This window comes from Streptococcus sp. 2_1_36FAA (assembly GCF_000161955.2).
In the GTDB taxonomy this organism is placed as follows: Bacteria; Bacillota; Bacilli; order Lactobacillales; family Streptococcaceae; genus Streptococcus; species Streptococcus gordonii.
Genome location: NZ_KI391976.1, coordinates 552741 through 574880, shown reverse-complemented (window position 1 = coordinate 574880; position 22140 = coordinate 552741). Strand labels below are relative to the sequence as shown.

Sequence of the window (22140 nt, the reverse complement as noted above, 5' to 3'; positions counted from 1 at the left end):
AACGATATGATCGAAACAATTGAGCATTATGCTCAGACTCAACCAGACTTCCCTGTTTACAATGTATTGGGGGAGGTTCATACATATGCTGACTTGAAGGCTGATTCAGATTCGCTAGCAGCTAAGATTGACAGTCTTGGCCTGCCTGCTAAATCTCCTGTCGTGGTCTATGGTGGCCAAGAGTATGAGATGCTTGCGACCTTTGTAGCCTTGACCAAGTCAGGTCATGCTTATATTCCGATTGATAGTCATTCAGCTTTGGAGCGCGTGGCAGCGATTGTAGAAGTTGCTGAGCCAAGCTTGATCATTGCAATTGCAGACTTTCCTATGGAAGTAGCTGTTCCAAGCCTGAGTTTAACAGAATTACAGGCAAGCTTTGCTCAAAAGACAGCTTATGAAATCACTCATTCTGTCAAGGGAGATGATAATTACTACATCATCTTTACCTCTGGAACAACAGGAAAACCCAAGGGTGTTCAAATTTCCCATGACAATTTGCTGAGTTTTACCAACTGGATGATTACGGATAAAGAGTTCGCAACGCCTGCGCAACCGCAAATGTTGGCTCAGCCACCTTACTCTTTTGACTTGTCTGTGATGTACTGGGCGCCAACTCTGGCTTTGGGAGGAACGCTGTTCGCCCTTCCAAGTGCTATTACGCAAGACTTTAAGCAACTCTTTGAAACTATTTTGAGCTTGCCAATTGCTATCTGGACCTCAACACCATCTTTTGCTGATATGGCCATGCTTTCAGATGATTTCAATAGCCAAAAGATGCCAGGACTGACTCATTTCTATTTTGATGGAGAAGAGTTGACGGTCAAGACAGCTCAAAAATTGCGCGACCGTTTCCCAAATGCTCGTATCATCAATGCCTATGGACCGACGGAAGCGACAGTGGCTTTATCAGCTGTAGCTGTTACAGATGAGATGTTAGCAACCATGAAACGTCTGCCAATCGGCTACACTAAGGAAGATTCTCCGACTTTTATTATTGATGAAAACGGCCAGAAGCTTCCAAATGGTGAGCAAGGAGAAATCATCGTTTCTGGTCCAGCAGTTTCTAAGGGTTATATGAACAATCCAGAAAAAACAGCAGAGGCTTTCTTTGAATTTGAAGGCTTGCCTGCTTATCATACTGGAGATGTGGGTTCCATGACTGATGAAGGACTCTTGCTTTACGGCGGACGGATGGATTTCCAGATTAAGTTTAATGGCTACCGCATCGAGCTGGAGGATGTTTCACAAAATCTTAATAAATCAAAATACATTGATTCGGCAGTGGCTGTGCCTCGCTATAACAAGGACCACAAGGTACAAAATCTTTTGGCCTATGTTATCTTAAAAGATGGGGTGGCAGAACAGTTTGAGCGTGAGATTGATATTACAAAAGCTATTAAGGAAGACTTGGAAGATATCATGATGTCTTATATGATGCCATCTAAATTCCTTTATCGTGAATCTTTACCTCTGACACCTAATGGTAAGATCGATATCAAGGGCTTAATCAGCGAGGTCAATAACCGATGATGGAAATTTTAAAACAACTTCCTCACCTGGAACCTTATGGCGATCCCCAATATTTTGTATATATTATCTTAGCAGTTCTACCTATCTTCATCGGGCTCTTCTTTAAAAAAAGATTTCCGCTTTATGAAGTCTTGGTAAGTCTAGCCTTCATCATCTTTATGTTGGTAGGACCCGACCTGACTCAGTTTCTTGCCTTTATCTTTTACGTAGTTTGGCAGACCTTCTGGCTCTTTCTTTACAAGTTTTATCGGAAAAGATGGGATAATAAGTGGGTATTCTATCTGCATGTTTTCTTGGCAATTTTGCCCTTAACGATTGTGAAAGTTACACCAGCTATTCAAGATCACCATCAGTCCTTGCTAGGTTTTCTGGGGATTTCCTATCTGACCTTCCGATCTGTTGGTATGATGATGGAGCTACGCGATGGGGCTTTGACAGACTTTAGTCTTTGGGAGTTTTTGCGCTTCATGCTCTTTATGCCCACCTTCTCTAGTGGGCCGATTGATCGCTTCAAACGGTTTAATGAAGATTATGTTCAGATTCCTGACCGAGAAGAACTTCTTAATATGCTTGAGAAAGCCGTGCACTATATCATGCTAGGTTTCTTGTATAAGTTTGTTCTGGCTCATATCTTTGGACATTTGCTTTTGGGACATGTCAAGACCTATGCACTTTATACAGGCGGTTTCTTCAACTTAGGAACACTGGGCGTTATGTATGTCTTTGGTTTGGATCTCTTTTTCGACTTTGCAGGCTATTCTATGTTTGCAGTGGCCATTTCCTATCTGATGGGGATTAAGAGTCCGATTAACTTCGACAAACCATTTCTCTCTCGGGATTTAAAGGAATTTTGGAATCGTTGGCATATGAGTCTGTCCTTCTGGTTCCGTGACTTTGTCTTTATGCGAATAGTCATGGTCCTGATGCGCAATAAGGTCTTTAAGAACCGCAACGTTACCTCGGGAGTGGCTTATTTGATCAACATGACCATCATGGGCTTTTGGCATGGTGTAACCTGGTACTATGTAGCTTATGGAGTTTTCCATGGCTTTGGTCTGATTATTAATGATGCTTGGATTCGCAAGAAAAAGACCATCAATAAAGAACGAAAGGCCAAGGGCTTAGCACCTTTACCGGATAACAAATGGACTCAAGCTCTGGGTATGGTTATTACCTTCCATGTTGTTATGCTGTCATTCTTAATCTTCTCAGGATTTTTGAATGATCTTTGGTTTAAAAAATAAAAATAAATGAGGAAAATACAATGGATGTAAAAGCAGAAGTAATCGAAATTATCGATGAATTATTTATGGAAGATGTCTCTGACATGATGGATGAAGATTTGTTCGATGCAGGTGTCCTAGATAGCATGGGAACAGTTGAATTGATTGTAGAATTGGAAAATCGTTTTGATATTCGTGTACCTGTTTCTGAATTTGGTCGCGATGACTGGAATACGGCCAATAAAATCGTTGAAGGTGTAACGGAGCTTCGTAATGCTTAAACGATTATGGCTGATTTTGGGGCCAGTTTTTTGTGCTCTACTGATGGTAGTTGCCTTGCTATTTTTCTATCCGATAAACTACAATCATAATTATGAAAGTGAAAAGCGTTCAGCCGTCACTTTAACGGCAGAAAATTTCAAAAATCGAACCCAAAAGAGTAAGGCTTTGACAGATGAGGAACATCGTTTTGTCCCTTTCTTTGGTTCGAGTGAATGGCTACGCTTTGACAGTCTGCACCCGGCTGTTTTAGCAGAAAAATATGACCGTTCTTACCGACCTTATTTCCTAGGTCAGCGTGGCGCGGCCTCTCTCAATCAGTACTTTGGTATGCAGCAGATTCTGCCACAACTGGAAAATAAAACAGCTGTCTATGTGGTATCCCCCCAGTGGTTTACCAAGAAGGGATATGATGCTTCGGCTTTCCAGCAATACTTTAATAGTGATCAGCTGACCAGTTTTTTGAGGCAACAGAGCGGAGATCGTGCCGCCCAATACGCGGCGCAGCGTCTCTTGCAACTATATCCTAACATTGCTATGAAAGATAATGTTCAAAAATTGGCTAATCGGCAAAAATTGACGAGCTTTGATCGTTCTTTCATCCGTTTTATGGCACGGATCAATCGGCGAGAAGATGCTTTTTTCAGCAATTTTGTCGCAGCTAATAACGACAATTATGAAAAATTTGTATTGTCTAAGCTGAAGAATCTGCCAGACAAATTTTCTTATGATGCCTTGGAAGAGGTCGGAACAGAAGAGGCTAAGAAAAACACTAGTAGCAATGATCTTGGAATTGAAAACAAATTCTATAAGAATCGTCTAAAAAGAGCCTTGAAACGCCTCAAGGGTTCTCAGCGGAATTTGTCCTATGTGCAATCTCCTGAATACAATGATTTGCAATTAGCTCTGGATCAGTTTGCTAAATCTAAGACCAATGTTCTCTTTGTTATTCCTCCAGTCAATGCCAAATGGATGGAATATACGGGGCTGAGTCAAGAAAAGTATCAGCAGGCTGTTGAGAAAATCAAATATCAGCTGACTGAACAAGGTTTTAATAACATTGCTGATTTTTCGAAGGATGGCGATAAGTCTTACTTTATGCAGGATACCATCCATATGGGTTGGCTAGGTTGGCTTGCTTTTGATAAGGTGGTGGATCCATTTGTGGCAAATCCACAGCCTGCGCCGGCATACAAGCTCAATGACCGTTTCTTTAGCCAGGAATGGGCCCAGTATACTGGTGAACCAGAAGAATTTAAATAGTATTCTTTCAAGATGGGGACTGGGACAAGAGTGTTTCAGTCTCTTTTCTTATAATATAATGATTGGAAAGGATCAAGAAGCTAGTCATTATCCGGTAAAGGAGGAAAAGATGAAGATACGCCTATCCAAAGAAGAAGATCTAAAAGCCATCATGGAGATCTATGCTCTGGCCCGCAAGTTTATGAGAGAACAAGGGAATCCGACCCAGTGGGGAGAGTATTATCCTAGCAAACTTTTAATAGAAGCAGACATAAGCTCTCGTCAGTCCTTTGTTGTAGAGGAGGATGGAAAGATAGTTGGGACTTTCGCTTTTATCATAGGAGAGGATCCAACTTATCAAGTCATTGAAAAGGGAACCTGGCGTTCGACAGCGCCTTATGGAACTATCCATCGTATCGCTTCAAACGGCCAAGTAAAAGGTCTGGCTCATCAGGTTTTTGATTTCTGCTATCAGGAGATCCCCCATCTACGGATCGATACTCATGCAGATAATAAGCCCATGCAAGCAGCTATCTTGTCTTATGGCTTTACTGAGTGTGGCATCATTTATGTTGCAGACGGAAGTCCTCGGTTAGCTTATGATTACTATCGGTAAATGAAGGCATCTGCTGAGGAGCAGATGTTTTTTTCAAGAAAGAGAATTGGTTATATAGCAAACTTTCAGTTTTTCAAATATTTTTAAACCAATCTTTAGCACTTTTCTTCTCATTCTTTAAAAATGTTCACCGGCGGACCTTAAGTTAGGGAGATAAATACCTGTTACTTTAAGAAAGAAAATAGGATAAAAGGGAGAGAAAATTCGGAAATAATATGGGTGAAAAGTAAAGGGTATCCAACTAAAAAGTGTACCAGAATGTCTTTTTTGTAAGTGCTTATAAAAAAATATTGATTTATAAATGGGATTTAATATCGTTAATCATTAAGAAAATTAGTGTGGTAAACACGATAAAATAGCTCAATTAAAAATTTGTTTTTTAATAGTAGATAAAATAAATCAGATGTTATTTTACAGTTTTGTTACGTTCACGAAATAGCATAAAAAGCTTTAAAAACAAGGACCATAGCATTAGAAAATAAATAGAAGTATAGGAAATCAGAATTATTGTTGTAGAAATGTAACATAACACATATATTTGTAATTGACGTAAAGAGGGTTTTAGTATAACATAAGTATAAATATACTGTTTAAGTGTATTAGTCTTTAAAAAACAAAGGAGAAAAGATATGGCAGGAGCTATTTCACTTACCCCAGAAGAACTACGTTCACAAGCGAACGTTTATACCTCAGCTGCAAGCAGCATTGAAGCAGAGATTCAAAAAGTGTCAAGCACTAATGATACAATTGCATCAACATGGCAAGGTCAAGCATTTAACGCATATCTTGAACAGTTTGAACAATTGAGAGCAAACGTAAAACAAATGGAAGAACTCCTTGTGAGTGTAAACCAACAACTTGTTGCTTATGCTAATACTGTAGAAGAGCGTGATGCAGCTGATAAAGCATCATTCGGTTTTTAAAAGAAACTAATCATTGCCAGTGCTCTATGTTGAGTGCTGGCTATTTTAATAAAATTTTTAGGAGTGAAAATGTCCCGTTTGAGTGAAAAACATAGAAAAATAATCTCAATTTCTGTTGTATTAATAACTTTAATAGTGATGGCAGGAAGCTTTATTTACATAGCTTTTAAAGACCCTTCTGTGACTCAAGTTGTAGGGAAGGAATCTTCAGAAGCGCGATATGTTTTGGTAAATGAAGATGACGGCTGGGAATTTGAGAATAAAAATTATCAACTAGGGCGTGATTTTGTCACTTTTATTTCTCAGGATGAACAGAATAAGTGGGCGACATCAAATCGTAGTCAAGCCAAAGCAGGCATTGAGAGTGGAGAATACGATGCAATGATTGTTATTCCTAAAAATTTTTCTCAAACAGTGCTGTCTCTCCAAAGTATCAATCCACAAAAGGCTAATATAGAATATCGGATTAGGAATGGACAAAACCAAGTAACTCAGCAAGTTATTGAAAAAAATATCAATAGCATTTTATACAATTTTAATACAAGAATTGTACAAATGTACTTTTCAAGTATCGTTGCTAGTCTTTCAGATGCACAACAAAATGTCACTGGTATGGTGGAGATAGAATCTCAGCATTCAAATTATTTGAAGTCGAAAATTCAGACACCATTTCAGACTTTACCGCAATCTATCAGTAGTGCATCAGCTTTAGCTAACTCCTTACAATCAAGTAGTACAGCTGTAGAGTCTGAACAGAAAGGTTTTGTATCTTCAGTTACATCGCTGGTGAATGGAAACGCTGAGGAAGTTGGAGGAATTGCAGATTCAATTCAACCTGAGGATAAAGGAACAAACTCAAACTCGAACAAGGATAATTATCAATTGAGTGGTTTAGATAATTATTATTCTAAAATGACAAAACAGTTCGCAACATTAGGAGGGAAAGAGTTATCAGAGTTAGGTCAAGATAAAGCAAAAGATTCCTCTCCCAAAATTCAGGGACCCTTATTGCCTCAAGATTCAGAAAACGAAAGAACTCCAAACGCCAGTATCTATGAACGTTTTTTGGAAAATTCGAAACAATACGAAAAAGCTCAGGCGATAGCTCGAACATCAGTAGAAGCCAATATTAAAAAATTAGAGGGCCAAATTACGGATCTTCAAAATTTACAACAGGTGATTGCTTCAAAATATTATGGAGATAGTAAATTAACTCCTGATACAGCAAGTATTGACAATGTAAAAGAAGCAATCGCTGCTTTAATGAATCCAGATAAGGGATCTAAGCTAGATAAGGACTATTTAGCAAAACTTAATGCAGAAGTAAGTGCTACTCCAGCATCTTCACTATCTTCGTTGATAGATGCTCTTGTCTCTAAAAATGTAATTAGTGAAGACCAAGCAAACCTCTATAAAACAGAATTGACTCTAGTCAATCGTTATTCAACTGATTTTGGTGTAGGGACAGGCACGACCACTTCATATAATTTTATGAACCGTGGAGAAGCTACTCAATCTGATGTGTTCCAAACAACTGCTACCTTTAATATTGCAACTAGCGGGGATACCATTTCTTTAAGTGGTGAAGGAGTTGCAATTTCAAACGGTGGAGCTGTTGCGTCTCAAATTCAAGCAAGTTTAAATCAGCAACTCGCACCATTTGGTAAAGAGGCTGTTGTTTCAGGATCTTCTAATGGTTTTGCTGTTTCGATTCATAATACAGCAGTTGTAAACACTGCTGTTGAAGACAAGCCAGCAAACCAAGGGTCAGATAAACAAACTGAGGATACTCAGGACAAAGATTCTAACCGTGATGATAAAGTGCAGAACCAAGAGGTGAAGGAACCTGTAGTTCCAAGTTCTTTGCCAGTTACGGTAACTGTAGGTCTATCTTGGTCGCCACAACAAACAGAGAAGCGTTCTTATCAGGAAGTCGATTATCAATGGGCGAATAGTAATGGCAGCGTTGCTTCTGGGAAGTTAGCAGTATTCGATGCTAAAAATGATACACTTGTTCAAGACTTACCAGTAATTCTTAATAACTTCTCATCTTTAGATAAGGCTGCTCAACAAATTACAACAATTTTTTCGGATCCCTCAGATTCGATTGCGACCTTTGCACAACGTGTTCAAAATAGCAATGTTTCATTAGGAGATTTGGCTAGTCCAAATTCAATCTATTACCGCTACAATAATATTGATAAAAAAGACTTGGCTAAATCTGTTTCGGATGAATTTGCTGAAGCTTATAAAAAAGACGGAGATTATTTATATTCTGAATTAAACAAGAGGATATCAGATATTTCTACTGTTCTAGGATCTCCTGACTCAACAGAAGATTCCGAGAAAGAATTGAGTTTGTATGGTTTATTGAAATCTATTCCAGATAAAAATGAGTATTATGATTTAGTTTTAGAATTAGGAAAATGGTATGATACTGCGAAGGAAACGTTAGATGACTTTTATAAGTCAGATACAGCTTCTAGAGCTGAACAAGAGATTGCTAACACTTCCAAGTTGGAAGGAATTGCTACACAACTGAGAAATATCCAAAAATCAGCAAAAGATATCTCGAAACAAACAGAGGCTACTGCAGATGGTCTACCTAAAATGGATGACCTTGTGAAGAGTTTTACAACTGATGCAAATCAATTAGAGCAAGAAGTTAATGGCGTATTGGAAAATGTCAATAAGTATGCATCTAATACGGATTCTAGTTTGTCTGATAATCAAAAATATGCTGAGGCTTTCAATAAGGTGCTAGCTAATACTAAGAACGGTGGAGGAGATAATGCAAAAGTCTTTAATTTCCTATCTTCTCCGATTGAGGTAAGCGCAATTCGGGGATCAACAGCAAAAGTTTCCATCATCCCTTACTATATGACTATTGTGAGTGCTTTACTTACTATCTCAATCAGTTTCTTTACGATTTATTTGATGAGACCTCGTAGCATTAGTGAAGGAGATAAACTACAGACCCCGTCACGCATCTGGTACAACCTACCTAATACGGCTAAGATTGCATCCATTGCTGTAGTATCATCTTTGGCCTTTGCTTTGATAACATCATCAATGCTTCATTCTGTTTCAAAATTAGTATGGGTTCTTTATACCTTCTTACTATTATTCATTTTGATTAATCTGTTTGTATTTCTGTTACGCAAATTTGAGAGAACAATAACTTTATATTGTTTTACTTTCTTGTTAGGAATTTATTTACTATTGATGCCAATCATAGGTTCATCTACAAAACCTGGAACATTTGTTTCATTGCTCTATCGTTTTTCACCGTTTCAAAATATTGAAAATGGATATGTTGCATTGATGAATGGCATAGGAATTGGATTCTTTACAATTTTCATTTTATTCTTATCCGCTGTAGCCGTAATACTATTAAATTTATTTATCAAGCCGAACAAGGTGGCATCAGTTTAGGAGATAGCAGTGTCTAGAAATAAAATTACAATAACTTTCTATACTCTCTTAGTTATAATAGGACTAGCAATTACTATTGAGTCTGCTTTTGCAGATGATAAATCATCTCTTGAAATTCATAATGATGTAATTTATGGTGGCGATCAAGAACAAAAACAGTATGAATACTATGGAAACCAGGCTGATTTGTTTCTTGGGAAAAAGGAAGAACAAAACAAGGCCTTCAAAAAGGAAGAAAAGCGTCAATTTAATGAATTGACTGATAAGATGTTTCGGGAGGAGTGGAACCAAAATAAAAGTGATGCTCCATCAAAAGATCAATTATTTCAGGAAAATTATTCTTTTCCAGAGTTTATAACAAATGATTCTGAAGCTACATCGGATTCATTGATAAAAGCTTTGTATACTAGCTTACTTTTGCTAGGATCAACCTTGATAGTATTCATTGGTTGGAAGCTAGGGAGCGTATTCTCTAATTTTCAGTTACAAAATAAGGAGCAATCTTGATGAATCCCCCAACAATTACAGTAGAACTTGAATATAGAAATCAAACTTATGATGTGATGGTTCCAATGGCAGTGACAACTAATCGTTTAAAAGACTTACTTAGAGAGGCGTTAGTTTTGAAGAAAGTCGTTTTGCCAGAGCAATTTGATTTAGTTTTAAAGAATAAACCATTTTTATTAGCTCCTTCAGCTGTTTTGTCTGAATATCCCGTTGGGAATGGTGACCAACTTGAAGTTGTTACACGCGTAGAATAGAGAGGTAGACCTGTGGCGCAGATGAAAGAATATTATCCTGAGTTAGATATAAATGTTGAGGATGACAGACTGGACGTCCGTTTGAAGGCCAATCAATTTAAAATAAATGAATTGCCACAATATCAAACATTCTTAGAGAAAGATGTACACTTTTTAGCGGGAGAGGTGTCGGAGGTGACCGAAGAGGAACTTCGGGTTACGTATGAGATTGAAACTTCTTCTATTCCACTAGTTACCGCTCTGGAAAAGCTGTCTTTAATTGATAGATTAGTCTTAGCTCAAAAGATGCAATTTTTATCTCGTTATTCACAGACTTTGACGGTGCCATACATTCATCCGAATAACTTTTTTGTTTTAGGTGAATATGTTAAAGTTGCTCATAGAGGCTTCTCTACAGCTGTGATGCCCTTTGTAGAAAATGAGGACTATTTTAAATCATATCGAGCCCTCATTCTTTACATTATCAATCCGAGATTGGATTTCTACGATTTAATTAATGGCTCGAGTGCTCTTAAGAATCCATTTTCTCAAGAGATTCAACAAGCACAGAATTTTACTGAATTAAATGAATCGTTGAATCAACAAGTTGCAATACAGGTTCAAAAAAGATTAGAAGAGAATATCTACACGCCTAAAAATGAATTTAAGATATATAAATGGGGAATGATCTCGTTTGGAATTTTGTTCTTAGTTCTTGCTGTGGTATCTGGCTTTTATCTAGTAAACACAATTCCTTATAAAGATAGAATCATTTCAAGTGAGATTTATTATACAAATCATGAATATTCTAAGGCTTTAGAAACTTTAGAAAAAGATAATCCAAAGAACTTTCCTAAAGGGACACAGTATGCTTTAGCTGTTAGTGCCATTAAAGAAGATAATCTTAGTAGTGATCAGAAGGAAAATATCTTAAAAAATATTTCTATGAAGACTAATGAAACTATTCTTCTGTATTGGATTTATATTGGATTTGGAGACTATGAAAAAACGCTAGATGCTGCTCAAAATATAGGAGATAATCAATTGATTTTATACGCCTATAGAAAATTGTACAGTCATGTTAGTGGAGATTCTAAAATGAAAGGATCTGAAAAACAAGAAAAACTGAAAGAATATAAGGAACAAATTAAAAATTACGAAGAACTTTTGGAAGGAAAGGATGCTCATGAAGAACAAAAATAATTCCAACCAAATTTTTGATAGCAATAGAAGAACCCATTCAGAAGTTTTTTATGACGTATTTTTATTTGGGAATCAGTTTAAACACCTTGAGATTTCAGAAAACCTTCGCCAGATTCAAACAGAGAACGGCCTTATTTGCTTAGATGAAAACAATCAGCTGTTATTTAATGGGCAAGTATGGTCAGGAGAATTATTACAGCATTGCATAGCCTATCCTAAAGGTAAGTTGGATATTGTGTATACCAATATCCCACGAAATGAGTTTATTATTTCGGACTTAGCTTCTTCAGCTATTAAATTTAATACGACTGTTTTGGCTCGCTTCAAACCAGAAGCAAAAAACTACCATCATTTACAAGTCTTTTCTAATGGGGCCAAAGTATACATTAATGGAGAAAAAGTAGCCGATTTTGATGGTCATTTCAAAATAGGAGATAGGCTTGTAATAGATGGCGTAGTAATAGAAAGACGTCCAGATCAGTTCAAGATGATTGGACTGTTACAAGAATTTTATTTAAATTCGAAGCTATTTATTGAAGAAGCTTTACTAGAGGAGTATCCTGTTGATTTCCCCGATTATAGACGTAGTCCACGGATTTTCTTAAGACCTTCTGAGGATAGAGTTAGGCTCAACTCACCTAAAGGGAGGAAAGAGAAAAAACGTGGAGAAATACTTAGAACAATTGTTCCGCCTCTAGGAATGTTAGTGATGACGGGTGCAGTTACTATTATCAGTCGACGAAATCCAATTATGCTTTTAAGTATGGGAGGAGCCAGTCTTCTAACAGCAGCTTTTTCTGTGTCTAGTTATTGGACGTCTAAGAAAGAAACTGAAAAAGAAAATAAAATACAGGAAGAGAACTATCAAAACTATTTGGTAGAAAAAGAATCCGAGTTAGCAAAGCTGGCCGGGAAACAGAAAGAAGCACTGGAGTATAATTATCCTTCAGTGGCAGATTTGATTTCCCTACTTTGTTCTTATCGTTCTAGAATCTATGAGAAAATGCCTAGTCATGAAGATTTTTTAAATATTCGATTGGGGATTGGAGATGTAAAAAGTAGTTTTAGTGTAGATTTTTCAGAGCGAGAGCAGACAGACGAATGGGAACAATTTGTAAAAAAAGAGATAGTAGAGAAGTATAAACACATTGCTCAATCTCCTATCATTATTTCTTTACGTGACCAAACCTTAGGTTTAGCGGGTTCGCTAGTTTATCTCAATACTGCAATCCAAACGATTCTCTTTCAAATAGCTGCAATGCATTCTTATCATGATGTTCAGTTTGTCTCTTTATTATCTGATGAGGATTATAAGAAATCTTGGGAGGCTTGGAGATGGTTGCCACACTTCCAGCTCCACAATCTGAATTTAAGAGGTTTAATCCACAATGAACAGACAAGAGATGTTGTTTTAAATTCTTTTTATCAGATTATTGTAAAAAGACGTCAGATGGTTAGAGAAAATGCTTCTAAATCTGCAGCGTTAAACTTTAGCCCTCATTATGTGCTGACAATTTTGGATGATTCATATTTGCTTGGTCACGGTCTTAATGAGTTTTTAGCAGAAGACATGACTCAATACGGAGTGACAGTCATTTGGGGGAAAGAAAATCTATCAATGCTCCCTGAGACGGCTACAGCGGTTATTGAATACCAGAATAACGAAACAGCTACATTGGTGAATGATAACCGAGAATATGTGAACCAGGTGTTTGTTCCAAATAAATGGGACGATAGAATCAATGACGCCATTCATAAACTAGCCAATCTAAATCACGTTGAGGTTGAAAAAAATTCCATTCCTGAGGCAATTAGCTTTTTAGGATTGTATAATGTAAAAACAGTCGATGATCTTAATATTCCTAGCCGTTGGTCTGTAGCAGATACTTCAAAAACTCTAGCAGTCCCACTTGGGTTACGTGGAAAAGATGATATTGTTTACCTAAATTTACATGAAAGAGCTCATGGCCCTCATGGTCTGGTAGCAGGTACGACAGGTTCAGGGAAATCTGAAATCTTACAAAGTTATATTTTGAGTTTAGCTGTTAACTTTGCACCTGAAGATGTCGGATTTTTACCGATTGACTTTAAAGGTGGGGGGATGGCGAATCTTTTTGCTAAATTACCTCACTTGATGGGAGCCATCACGAATCTGGACGGAGCGGCATCTGCGCGTGCTCTGAAGAGTATTCGTGCGGAACTTCAAAAGCGTCAACGGGAGTTTGGTCGCTTTGGGGTCAATCATATCAATGCTTATACAAAACTGTATAAAGAAGGCAAGAGATTGTCTGGGACACAAGAAGCGAAAGATTATCCTCAAAAGCCTATTCCTCATCTGTTCTTGATTTCAGATGAATTTGCTGAATTGAAACAAAATGAACCAGAATTCATGGCAGAATTAGTATCGACTGCTCGTATCGGTCGATCACTTGGGGTTCATTTAATCTTGGCTACACAGAAGCCTAGCGGGGTAGTAGACGATCAGATTTGGTCCAACTCTCGCTTTAAACTAGCTCTTAAAGTAGCAGATGAGTCCGATTCAAAAGAAATTATTAAGACACCAGATGCTGCAAGTATCATTCAGCCGGGACGTGCTTATCTACAAGTTGGTAATAACGAAATTTACGAATTATTCCAATCTGCTTGGAGTGGTGCAAATTACCAACCAAATAGCTCGACTGAAAAGAAAATAGATGAACGGATTTGGCTTATCAATGATTTAGGACAAGCGGAGCTATTAAGTTCTGACCTGTCTGCTGGGGAAGACTATCAAGAGACTTCAGACGATGAGCGTACAGAATTGACTGCAGTAATCGATGAAATTTCTGATTTTGCTACTGAGAATGACGTGATTCTTCCAGATAAGCCATGGTTGCCGCCACTTGCTACAGAGATACTGACACCAAGCATAGATTATCAGCTTCAATGGAAAGAGCCTCGTAAACTATCCGTTCCTTTTGCTCTTTTAGATATACCAGAAAAGCAAGAACAGGTTGTCTTTGATTTTGACTTAGAAGAATATAGCCATTTTGCTATTTTAGGCTCAGCAGGCTTCGGTAAGTCTACGGCTTTGCAAACATTTGTTTTAAATATGGCTCGGATGAATTCTCCAGAGCAAGTCCATTTCTATCTATTTGATTTTGGAACAAATGGTTTGCTTCCTTTAAGAGACTTACCACACGTGGCTGATATCGTAACTTTGCAAGAAGAAGAAAAACTTGTGAAGTTTATAAAGAAAATTAGACAAGAGATTCAAACTCGAAAAGATTTATTGTCAGAACATGGTGTGGCCAGTTTGGCACAGTATGAAGCTAAATCAGGCAATTCCTTACCTGTTATTTCGATTATTCTAGACTCCTTTGATTCGATTCAAGAAAGCAACTTAACAGAGTCTATCGAGTCAATTGTTTCTCAAGTGCTACGTGAAGGTGCTAGTTTGGGAATCTATCTAACGATGACTGCTCTTAGAGCAAATAGTTTCAAGCTGGCAATTAACAGTAACCTGCCTACCAGAATGGCCCTGTTTTTAGTAGAAGATAATGGTGTTCGTGAGGTAGTGGGCCGAGAAGCCTTAATTGCGCAAGAAGTCATTGGCCGTGGACAAATCAAGACTGAAGAAGGTGTCCATGAGTTCCAAATTTATCTTCCAAGTTCAGGAAGCAATGATATTGAGCGTTTGACTGCAATGGAAGAAGAAATTAAAGCCATGGCTGAAGAATGGGATGGAGAGGTACCATCTGCTATTCCAATGCTTCCGAACGTTGTAGAATTATCAGCGTTTTACCAAAAGAAGGGAGTTCAAGCTATGCTTCATAAATTAGAACTTCCTCTAGCTTTAGACAAAGAAACAACGAATGTAGTTGGTTTTATACCTAAAAAGCATGGCTATTTCCTGATTGCAGAAGATACTGTTCAACAGTCAGAGAGTTTGACACGTACTGTTTTAGAAGGATTTAAATATTTAGGTGATCGAGTAAATAAATATATCTTTAATGCAGGTGGCAGATTTACGCAATATGAAAAAGACTATGGTGAATTGATAGATGAATCAGAATATGTAAGCTTTTTGACGGAATTATCTACAGAAATAGATGAGCGTCAAGAACATGGTTGGGACATTGCCACATTCGTTTACATACCAGAAGCACATTTGCTTAATAATCATATTTTAACGGCTCTTGAACTATTTAAGAAGGTACTGGGACAGGGGGCACGTAATGGTATTTATATCATATTCCAAGGTGTCCAGCGTTCTATAGAATCTGGCTTTGATGAGTTTAATAAGCGTCTTCGGAGCAACATTCCAGCTGGTATATTTGGAACGCGTGTTACTGACCAAAACTTAGTCAATGTTAAAATTCGCATTGGAGAGCCAATTGTAGCTCTTGATGAAGCTTATTATTTTGAAATTCGAGATATTAAGCATATTAAGCTTAATCAATAAAGAATAAAGGAGGATAGCTATGGCTAACGATAAGGCTAAAAATAATGCTTACAATCGTGCACAAGGGCAAAAATATCAAGCGCAAGCTCGAGAATATGAAGCTAAGCATGCTGCAAATGAAGAAAAACTTAGACGTTTGCGAGAAGCTAAAAAGAAATTAGAGACTGCTATTACAGATTATGATACTTTTAAGAAGAATACTGAGAAAATAGAGTCTGATATTTCTGAGTCAGATTTTAAAGGAGATATTCGAAATAAATTTAAAACGTCTGTTAAAACAGTTACAAAAGATATTAATTCGGATATTAATAAACACCAAGCAAATTTATCAAGCCTTTCTGGGAAAATTGCCGGATTAGAGCTTGAGCAAGGAAACCTTCTTAGTTGGGCTGCTAATGCGTGGGATACAGCAGCAAACTTTTTCAAATCATTGGTCTAGGAGGAAATTATGGGAAGAATCGGAGTATCTCCTGATGAATGGAACAGCGCAGTGACAATTGCTGCTAATAATGTATCGAGCGTCTCAGGTGTGACTGTTCAAGAGTTAGGAAAGACAACTTTAGCACGCTTTAAGGCCTTGATTGAAATGGAGAAAAAAATTGAAACCACTTTGACGAATTATAAGACAACTTATGCAGTGACCAGCACCAATAAGATGAAAGAAGTGGCCCAAAAAATTGTTGAAGAAGATGCACAGTTTGGTGCAGATTTTGATAAGAAGACAGCGAATTTGAGGTTTAAATAATGGAACAAGAAGTAGATAAAAGTAAAATCTTATATAGCATCTTTCACAATGACTCTCAAATTTCTTTTGAGGTAACCGACGAGGTTCTGCTTATTGCAAATTTCTTAGGAAATCATCCTCAAATTCTGCGTTCAATTTACAAAGCTTATCGGAAGCTGGATTCGGAGTTTACATATAAGCCTAAGATTGGAGCAACTATTCATGTAGAGTTTGATTATGGGAAAGAACGCTCAGTCACTTTTTCACGTCAACAGATTAAGCTTCGTTTTTTGGAAGCTGATTTTCTGATTTTTATGGCCAAGATCGATGCTATTTATACAGAGATTTTGCCTGTTGGTTCAATTGTTGAGCTAGATGAGGAAATGTTGCCGGCAGCTATTAAAAATCAGTTGGAGTATTCAGGAGTAAGTGAACTAGTGGTTATTACTGGACGAAAACTTCCTTTGCAGGCTCCTTTTGACAAGTATATTGTTGACTATTACGCCTATGTCTGGCCTATAGGTCAACTTCCGGCTACTCGCCCAATGTTCATTTCTAATATGATGATTAAGAGAGTTGTACATCAAGGCTTGAGTCATCCATTGGACGAGACGTTTTCACTTGATGTTCTTCGAGCAACGCAATTGGCCAAAGAACAGATTTCGACAGCCTATATGCCTTCTAAGGATGGCTTAGCCTATTATAAACATTATGCAAAAGACTTGTTTGGCATTGATCTTTTAGAGAAAGAGGTGAAGTAATGGGATTCCACGTAGATGTAGCCGAGCTTATTAAGCTCCGTGATGCTTATCTAGAGTCTGCTGAAAAAGTAGAAGGTGAGTTAGACACGGCCAAAAACGGGATGAATGGTATTATTACGAGTAATTCCATGTATGGAGAAGTCGGTAAGGCGATTAACAATGAGATCAATAACAGTCATAATCCGATTATTGTAGGACTGAAAAATAGCTATACCTTGATGGGAGTAGACTTTCAAAAGACTTTAAGTGATTTTCAATCAACTGTTGGTGAAAATTCTGAAAGTGCTATTTTGGATGAAGAAGTTCTTACTCAAACTAAAACTAAAATGACCAATGCGGATACCAAGCATACAGAATACGAGACAAAGATTGGCAAGATTTATTCGGATATTAATGATTTAATCAGCTTGAGTTGCCCTAGCAGTTCAGTTTCAAGCTCTATTACATCAGCTAATAAAATCCTCCAGGATGCTATAAATAATGTAAATAAGTTTGATACTGCAGATGCGCCTTTACAAACAGATAACATTGTGACGGCTCTTGGTAAGCAGATAGAAGTGGGTAATCAAGCGCAGGCACTGTCCTACACAGATCCACGCTTTGTAGATTTTGCTGCCTTTACTCAATTGGGAGATGGTATTCAGCAATTGGATACTAAGATTACAGAGGCCAAAGAACAGGCTAAGAAAGAAGCTGAAGAAGCAGCCAAGAAAGCCAAGGAAGAGTGGGAGAAAAATCACCCAGTCACAGCTTGGTTGAAGAATACGAGCGAGGGAATAGGAAACTGGTGGAATGGAGTCAAGCAAGGGACAAAAGACTTGGACATTCCTGTCTTACGTGAAGTCTTACTCTTCGGGGAAGGTGTTCTCGGGGCAGCTGGCTCTTTGGTAAGCTCTGTTGCAATTATGGCTAGTGAACTTAATGATCTCATGAGCTCCTTAACTTTTGTAGCAATTGAGGGTATTACTGGTGTAGATATCGCTCCTAAGTGGATGGAAGATGATGTCAATGGTGCCTGGGAAACTGTCAAAGGCGCTAGTGATTATGCTGTTCGCTTTGCGACAGATGAGAAAACTCGGGCAGAAGCTTGGGAAGGAGTTAAGAATGGCGCAGTCAAGATGTGGGATGACTTTTGGTCAGATCCATGGTATAATGCAGGTGGTGTAGCATTTGAGGTTGCTTCTTGGTTTGTTGGTGTAGGTGAAGTAAAAGCTGGTTTGACGGCAGCCAAAGGAGCTGAAACATTCTTGCAAGGGATTCGAGCCTTTGGCAGTACGGTTGGGAAGGCAGCACTACACAATGCTGACGATATGGCTAGAAGTATCGGACGCCTGGCAACCAAAGGTGACGATGCTATGCGTGGCGCAGCTCGTGGAATGATGAATCTGATTGATGACCCAGCCGCTACAATGGCCCGTTGGGGTGATAATGTTTGGGATGCGGCTGGCAAATTTGGTGATAATATGGCCGAGCGTTTCCCGACTTTTGATAAATTACGTCAGCGTTTAATGAGTAGTGGTGATGAATTGGCCACTGCTACAGCACATTATGGTGACGACTTCGCAGAACATGGGGCTAGAGTTTACAATGTGGGTAATGAAACTGCTGAAGGCTTTGCTAAGACAGGAGCTGGTCGAACAGCAGCTAGTGAGTTTACCCAAGAGACTAGTGAACAACTGGCTAAACATAGCGATGACGTAGCCAGAGGCGTGAAAGAAACCGCAGAACAAGCTGGTAAGGAAGTGACCCAAGAGTTCGGCAAAGAAGCCAGTGAGCAGTTAGCTAAGCATAGCGATGACGTAGCTAAAGGCGCGAAAGAGACTGCAGAACAAGTCAGCAAGAAAGCCAGTCAAGAGTTTGGCGAAGAAGCTAGCGAGCAATTGGCCAAACATAGTGATGACGTGGCAAAAGGCGCGAAAGAGACTGCAGAACAAGTCGGCAAGAAAGCCAGTCAAGAGTTTGGCAAAGAAGCTAGCGAGCAATTGGCCAAACATAGCGATGACGTGGCTAAAGGCGTGAAAGAAACTGCAGAACAAGTCGGCAAGAAAGCCAGTCAAGAGTTTAGTGAAGAAGCCAGTGAGCAGTTGGCTAAGCATAGCGATGACGTAGCCAAAGGCTTAGAAGAGACTGCAGAAAATGCTAAGAAAACTGTTCGGGAAGTCGAATACGGTGAACAATTTACCAAAGGTGTCAATGGTCGTAAGGAGCTCTTACCAAACGTTCAGTATGTGACAGAGAATGGCTACCGCTATACGACAGACGAGTTTGGCCGTATTTCTCGTGTTGAAGTGGATGATTTGGTTCTCAAGAAAGGGAAGCGGAATGTTCATAGCCAACGTGTGGCTGGTCGAGAATACCGGATTACTGAGGCAGAGCTTAAGGCAGGCCTGGATGATGGTGGACACTTGATTGGGACTCAGTTTAACGGCTCAGGTGATCTAGATAACCTTGTCGCTATGAACCGTGAAATCAACCGTTCTGGTGGAACTTGGTACAGCATGGAAGAAGAATGGGCGAGTGCACTTAAGGAAGTGCCACCTAGAAAAGTCACGGTAGATATCCAGCCAGTCTACTCAGGTAACTCACTGAGACCAGATTCATTTGAAGTCATGTATCAAATTGGGGATGATGATCCAATAAGCCGGACAATTTTAAATCAAATCGGAGGATAAAATGGAAAAACAAATTAATGAAAAAATTCGTGAGATCGCACAGAGCGTCAATGAAGCAATACCAGTAGCCTGGGATAATCTTTATATTGGTATAAATCTTGCTTCTGATGGAGGAGGAGTTTATTATTTCTTTAATGAAGAAGGGAAAAATGAGTATATCTACAATCTCTATGTACCAAAGCAATATAGTATTCCTATTTCAGAATTTAAAGAAAACGAAAGACGTATCTTTAGACTGGCTTGGGAGTTGAGAGAAATTTTTAAGAAAGAAGAACAACCTTTGTGGACTTCTTGTACGATAAAGGTTCTTGGCACGAAATTATCTGCTGAGTTTGACTATGCACCATGGAATGAAAGTGGCTTTGGACCAAGTTCTCTTTTAAAATATTTCAAGTATAAATACCTTGGTTTTGAGCCTCGAAACGAAAAAGAGCTTGAACAGTTCAAGGCCATGGAAGCCTTCCAGCAGGAACATAATGGCAAATAGTTTACTTGGAGAACTAATGGTAAAAGACCGCCTTAATGGTGGTCTTTTGTGATTTGACAAACTCTGGTCCATAGGTTTTGTGGTATACTGGGATTGTAGTGGAACACTGATAGAATCAAATCGGATAATAAAATGGAAAAACAAATTAAAGAAAAAATTCGTGAGATCGCACAGAGTGTCAATGAGACAATACCAGTAGTTTGGGATAATCTTTATATTGGTATAAATCTTGCTTCTGATGGAGGAGGAGTTTATTATTTCTTTAATGAAGAAGGGAAAGATGAGTATATCTACAATCTCTATATACCAAAGCAATATAGTATTCCTATTTCAGAATTTAAAGAAAACGAAAGACGTATCTTTAGACTGGCTTGGGAGTTGAGAAAATCTGAGCATTAAGCCTGAGTTAGAAGAAGCTTTTGCGCGTCAAGCAGAGAATGCAGCTAATCTAGAACGGGAGTTGGTAGGAGCAGGAGCTCGTGCCAGTGCCGAGTCTGGTCAAGCCTTTGCTCAGCATGGAGATGATGTAGCGAGAGGTTTAGAAGCAGTTAGTGGTGGCGCAGCCAGTCGTGTGGGCCGGGAGTTCAGTTCACAGGCAAGTGAGAGCCTTGCCAAACACGGGGATGATGTCTCCCGTGGTTTGAGACACACAGGTGGCGGAGGTCGAGCCGGCTCAGAATTTGCGTCTGAGGCGGGAGAAGAGTTCGCACGCCATGGTGATGATGTAGCCAAAGGCTTAGAAGAGACTGCAGAAACAGGAAAACGAGTAGCCGATAATTTTGCTGATGATATTGGGGAAGAGATTCCCCGCTTGGATGAGGTTTCTGTTGAATTTAAATATAAAGATAAATTTGATAAAAAAGAATTTTCTCGTCAATTAAAAGGTCAACAAGATGGGTTGAATGATTTGACCGTTCAAGAATACTTTGATAATCGTGAGCGCTACTTGAAGGAAGGGCGTTCTAAAGAGGGTAGTAAGGCTCAGAAATTAGCTAGAAAAGAAGCGTTAGATGCTAAAATTTTTGAATTAATGAAAGAAGGAAAGGCGCCTGATGTTGCAAAAAAGGAAGCTAAGGAATGGATGAAAGAACAGGCAGCTCTTCATGATCCAGATCAAATTGCTGGTGGAGATCCAACAAAAATTTCAGGTATGGGTGATCGTCGTGTCAATTCTTCACTGGGCTCTCAGTGGAAAACGCGAATTGATGCCATGGACGAACAAATACGAAAACTAGCTGCAGGTCTATCTCCGGAAGAGCTTAAGACTACCTATCTCAATATTAACCTAAGTTATTAACTAGAAAGAGGAAAAAATGTTAGAAAACTTTGTAAAAGTGGCGGATATGCCCCAAGAAGTTATTGAAAAATACAAGGATCAAGTTTCAGCTGAGTTAGTTCAAATTTGGCAGGAGGATGGCTTGGGAACCTTTTTAGATGGTTATCTAAAAGTCATCAATCCAGATGACTATCTTGAACTTCTCCAAGATAGTTATTTCAGAGGAGACATCGCTATTCCTATGTTCGTAACAGCATTTGGAGATATTATTACTTGGGAGGAGAATGCCTATGTATTGATTGTCCAATACAATATTCAGGATTGTAACATTATAATTAAGCGTCTGTCACATTTTTTGAATTTTTTGGACGATGAATATGTTTTAAGATATTTTGATCAAAAGTTATATAAAAAAGCTGTCGCCAAACATGGTCAATTGGCCTATGATGAGTGTTTCGGTTTTGTTCCTTTACTAGCCATGGGAGGCGTGAAAGATGTGGAACATATGGATAAGGTAAAAACCTTGGAGCATATTTACCTCATGTACCAGCTTACAGGCGGAGTAATGGACGATTGATAGAAAAA

Annotated in this window: 18 protein-coding genes and 1 pseudogene; all 19 read left to right on the top strand. The window is 38.6% G+C overall.

The window, feature by feature from the left end:
• Positions 1–6 precede the first annotated feature (6 nt).
• The 19 genes and pseudogenes from dltA (at position 7) to HMPREF0847_RS10430 (ending at position 22132) form a co-directional block, all read left to right on the top strand.
• A complete protein-coding gene (dltA, locus tag HMPREF0847_RS10520) occupies positions 7–1530 on the top strand; it encodes a D-alanine--poly(phosphoribitol) ligase subunit DltA (protein ID WP_376739321.1) in 1524 nt (507 codons plus the stop codon).
• Complete coding sequence (gene dltB, locus HMPREF0847_RS10515; protein ID WP_008808096.1) at positions 1527–2774, top strand: D-alanyl-lipoteichoic acid biosynthesis protein DltB; 1248 nt, start codon at positions 1527–1529, stop codon at positions 2772–2774. The genes dltA and dltB overlap by 4 nt, the downstream gene beginning before the upstream one ends.
• Positions 2775–2794: 20 nt before the next feature.
• Positions 2795–3034 (top strand): D-alanine--poly(phosphoribitol) ligase subunit DltC, encoded by a 240-nt coding sequence (gene dltC / locus HMPREF0847_RS10510; RefSeq protein WP_005591431.1) that lies wholly within the window; start codon positions 2795–2797, stop codon positions 3032–3034.
• Positions 3027–4295, top strand: a complete 1269-nt coding sequence (gene dltD / locus HMPREF0847_RS10505) for a D-alanyl-lipoteichoic acid biosynthesis protein DltD (RefSeq protein ID WP_008808097.1) — start codon at positions 3027–3029, stop codon at positions 4293–4295. Before dltC ends, dltD begins: the two co-directional genes overlap by 8 nt.
• A gap of 109 nt (positions 4296–4404) precedes the next feature.
• Complete coding sequence (locus tag HMPREF0847_RS10500; RefSeq protein ID WP_008808098.1) at positions 4405–4890, top strand: GNAT family N-acetyltransferase; 486 nt, start codon at positions 4405–4407, stop codon at positions 4888–4890.
• Between the two features lie 629 nt (positions 4891–5519).
• The gene (locus tag HMPREF0847_RS10495; protein ID WP_008808099.1) at positions 5520–5813 is read left to right on the top strand and encodes a WXG100 family type VII secretion target; all 294 of its coding nucleotides are present in this window, start codon (positions 5520–5522) and stop codon (positions 5811–5813) included.
• A 69-nt stretch (positions 5814–5882) separates the two neighbouring features.
• Positions 5883–9248 (top strand): type VII secretion protein EsaA, encoded by a 3366-nt coding sequence (gene esaA / locus HMPREF0847_RS10490; RefSeq protein WP_020992846.1) that lies wholly within the window; start codon positions 5883–5885, stop codon positions 9246–9248.
• A gap of 9 nt (positions 9249–9257) precedes the next feature.
• Positions 9258–9755 (top strand): type VII secretion EssA family protein, encoded by a 498-nt coding sequence (locus tag HMPREF0847_RS10485; RefSeq protein ID WP_008808101.1) that lies wholly within the window; start codon positions 9258–9260, stop codon positions 9753–9755.
• Positions 9755–10009 carry an EsaB/YukD family protein gene (locus tag HMPREF0847_RS10480; RefSeq protein ID WP_008808102.1) on the top strand — a complete coding sequence of 85 codons (255 nt, stop codon included), beginning with the start codon at positions 9755–9757 and terminating at the stop codon, positions 10007–10009. The genes HMPREF0847_RS10485 and HMPREF0847_RS10480 overlap by 1 nt, the downstream gene beginning before the upstream one ends.
• 21 nt (positions 10010–10030) lie before the next feature.
• Positions 10031–11191, top strand: a complete 1161-nt coding sequence (gene essB / locus HMPREF0847_RS10475; RefSeq protein WP_008808103.1) for a type VII secretion protein EssB — start codon at positions 10031–10033, stop codon at positions 11189–11191.
• Entirely contained in the window at positions 11169–15635 is a 4467-nt protein-coding gene (essC, locus tag HMPREF0847_RS10470) for a type VII secretion protein EssC (RefSeq protein ID WP_008808104.1), read from the top strand. The genes essB and essC overlap by 23 nt, the downstream gene beginning before the upstream one ends.
• A gap of 19 nt (positions 15636–15654) precedes the next feature.
• The gene (locus HMPREF0847_RS10465) at positions 15655–16074 is read left to right on the top strand and encodes a hypothetical protein (protein WP_008808105.1); all 420 of its coding nucleotides are present in this window, start codon (positions 15655–15657) and stop codon (positions 16072–16074) included.
• A gap of 9 nt (positions 16075–16083) precedes the next feature.
• Positions 16084–16380: a hypothetical protein gene (locus tag HMPREF0847_RS10460; protein ID WP_008808106.1), complete on the top strand. Its 297-nt coding sequence runs from the start codon at positions 16084–16086 to the stop codon at positions 16378–16380.
• Positions 16380–17120, top strand: a complete 741-nt coding sequence (locus HMPREF0847_RS10455) for a DUF4176 domain-containing protein (protein ID WP_008808107.1) — start codon at positions 16380–16382, stop codon at positions 17118–17120. The genes HMPREF0847_RS10460 and HMPREF0847_RS10455 overlap by 1 nt, the downstream gene beginning before the upstream one ends.
• On the top strand, positions 17120–19792 hold the full coding sequence (locus HMPREF0847_RS11490) for a DNA/RNA non-specific endonuclease (RefSeq protein ID WP_232205101.1): 2673 nt from the start codon (positions 17120–17122) through the stop codon (positions 19790–19792). The genes HMPREF0847_RS10455 and HMPREF0847_RS11490 overlap by 1 nt, the downstream gene beginning before the upstream one ends.
• Before the next feature lies 1 nt (position 19793).
• Positions 19794–20279: an immunity protein YezG family protein gene (locus tag HMPREF0847_RS10445; RefSeq protein WP_037622616.1), complete on the top strand. Its 486-nt coding sequence runs from the start codon at positions 19794–19796 to the stop codon at positions 20277–20279.
• A gap of 132 nt (positions 20280–20411) precedes the next feature.
• Positions 20412–20666, top strand: a pseudogene (locus HMPREF0847_RS10440) (immunity protein YezG family protein); the annotation flags it as partial.
• 73 nt (positions 20667–20739) lie between these two features.
• Positions 20740–21576: a polymorphic toxin type 15 domain-containing protein gene (locus tag HMPREF0847_RS10435; RefSeq protein WP_020992843.1), complete on the top strand. Its 837-nt coding sequence runs from the start codon at positions 20740–20742 to the stop codon at positions 21574–21576.
• 16 nt (positions 21577–21592) lie between these two features.
• Positions 21593–22132: a T6SS immunity protein Tdi1 domain-containing protein gene (locus HMPREF0847_RS10430; protein ID WP_020992842.1), complete on the top strand. Its 540-nt coding sequence runs from the start codon at positions 21593–21595 to the stop codon at positions 22130–22132.
• Positions 22133–22140 lie beyond the last annotated feature (8 nt).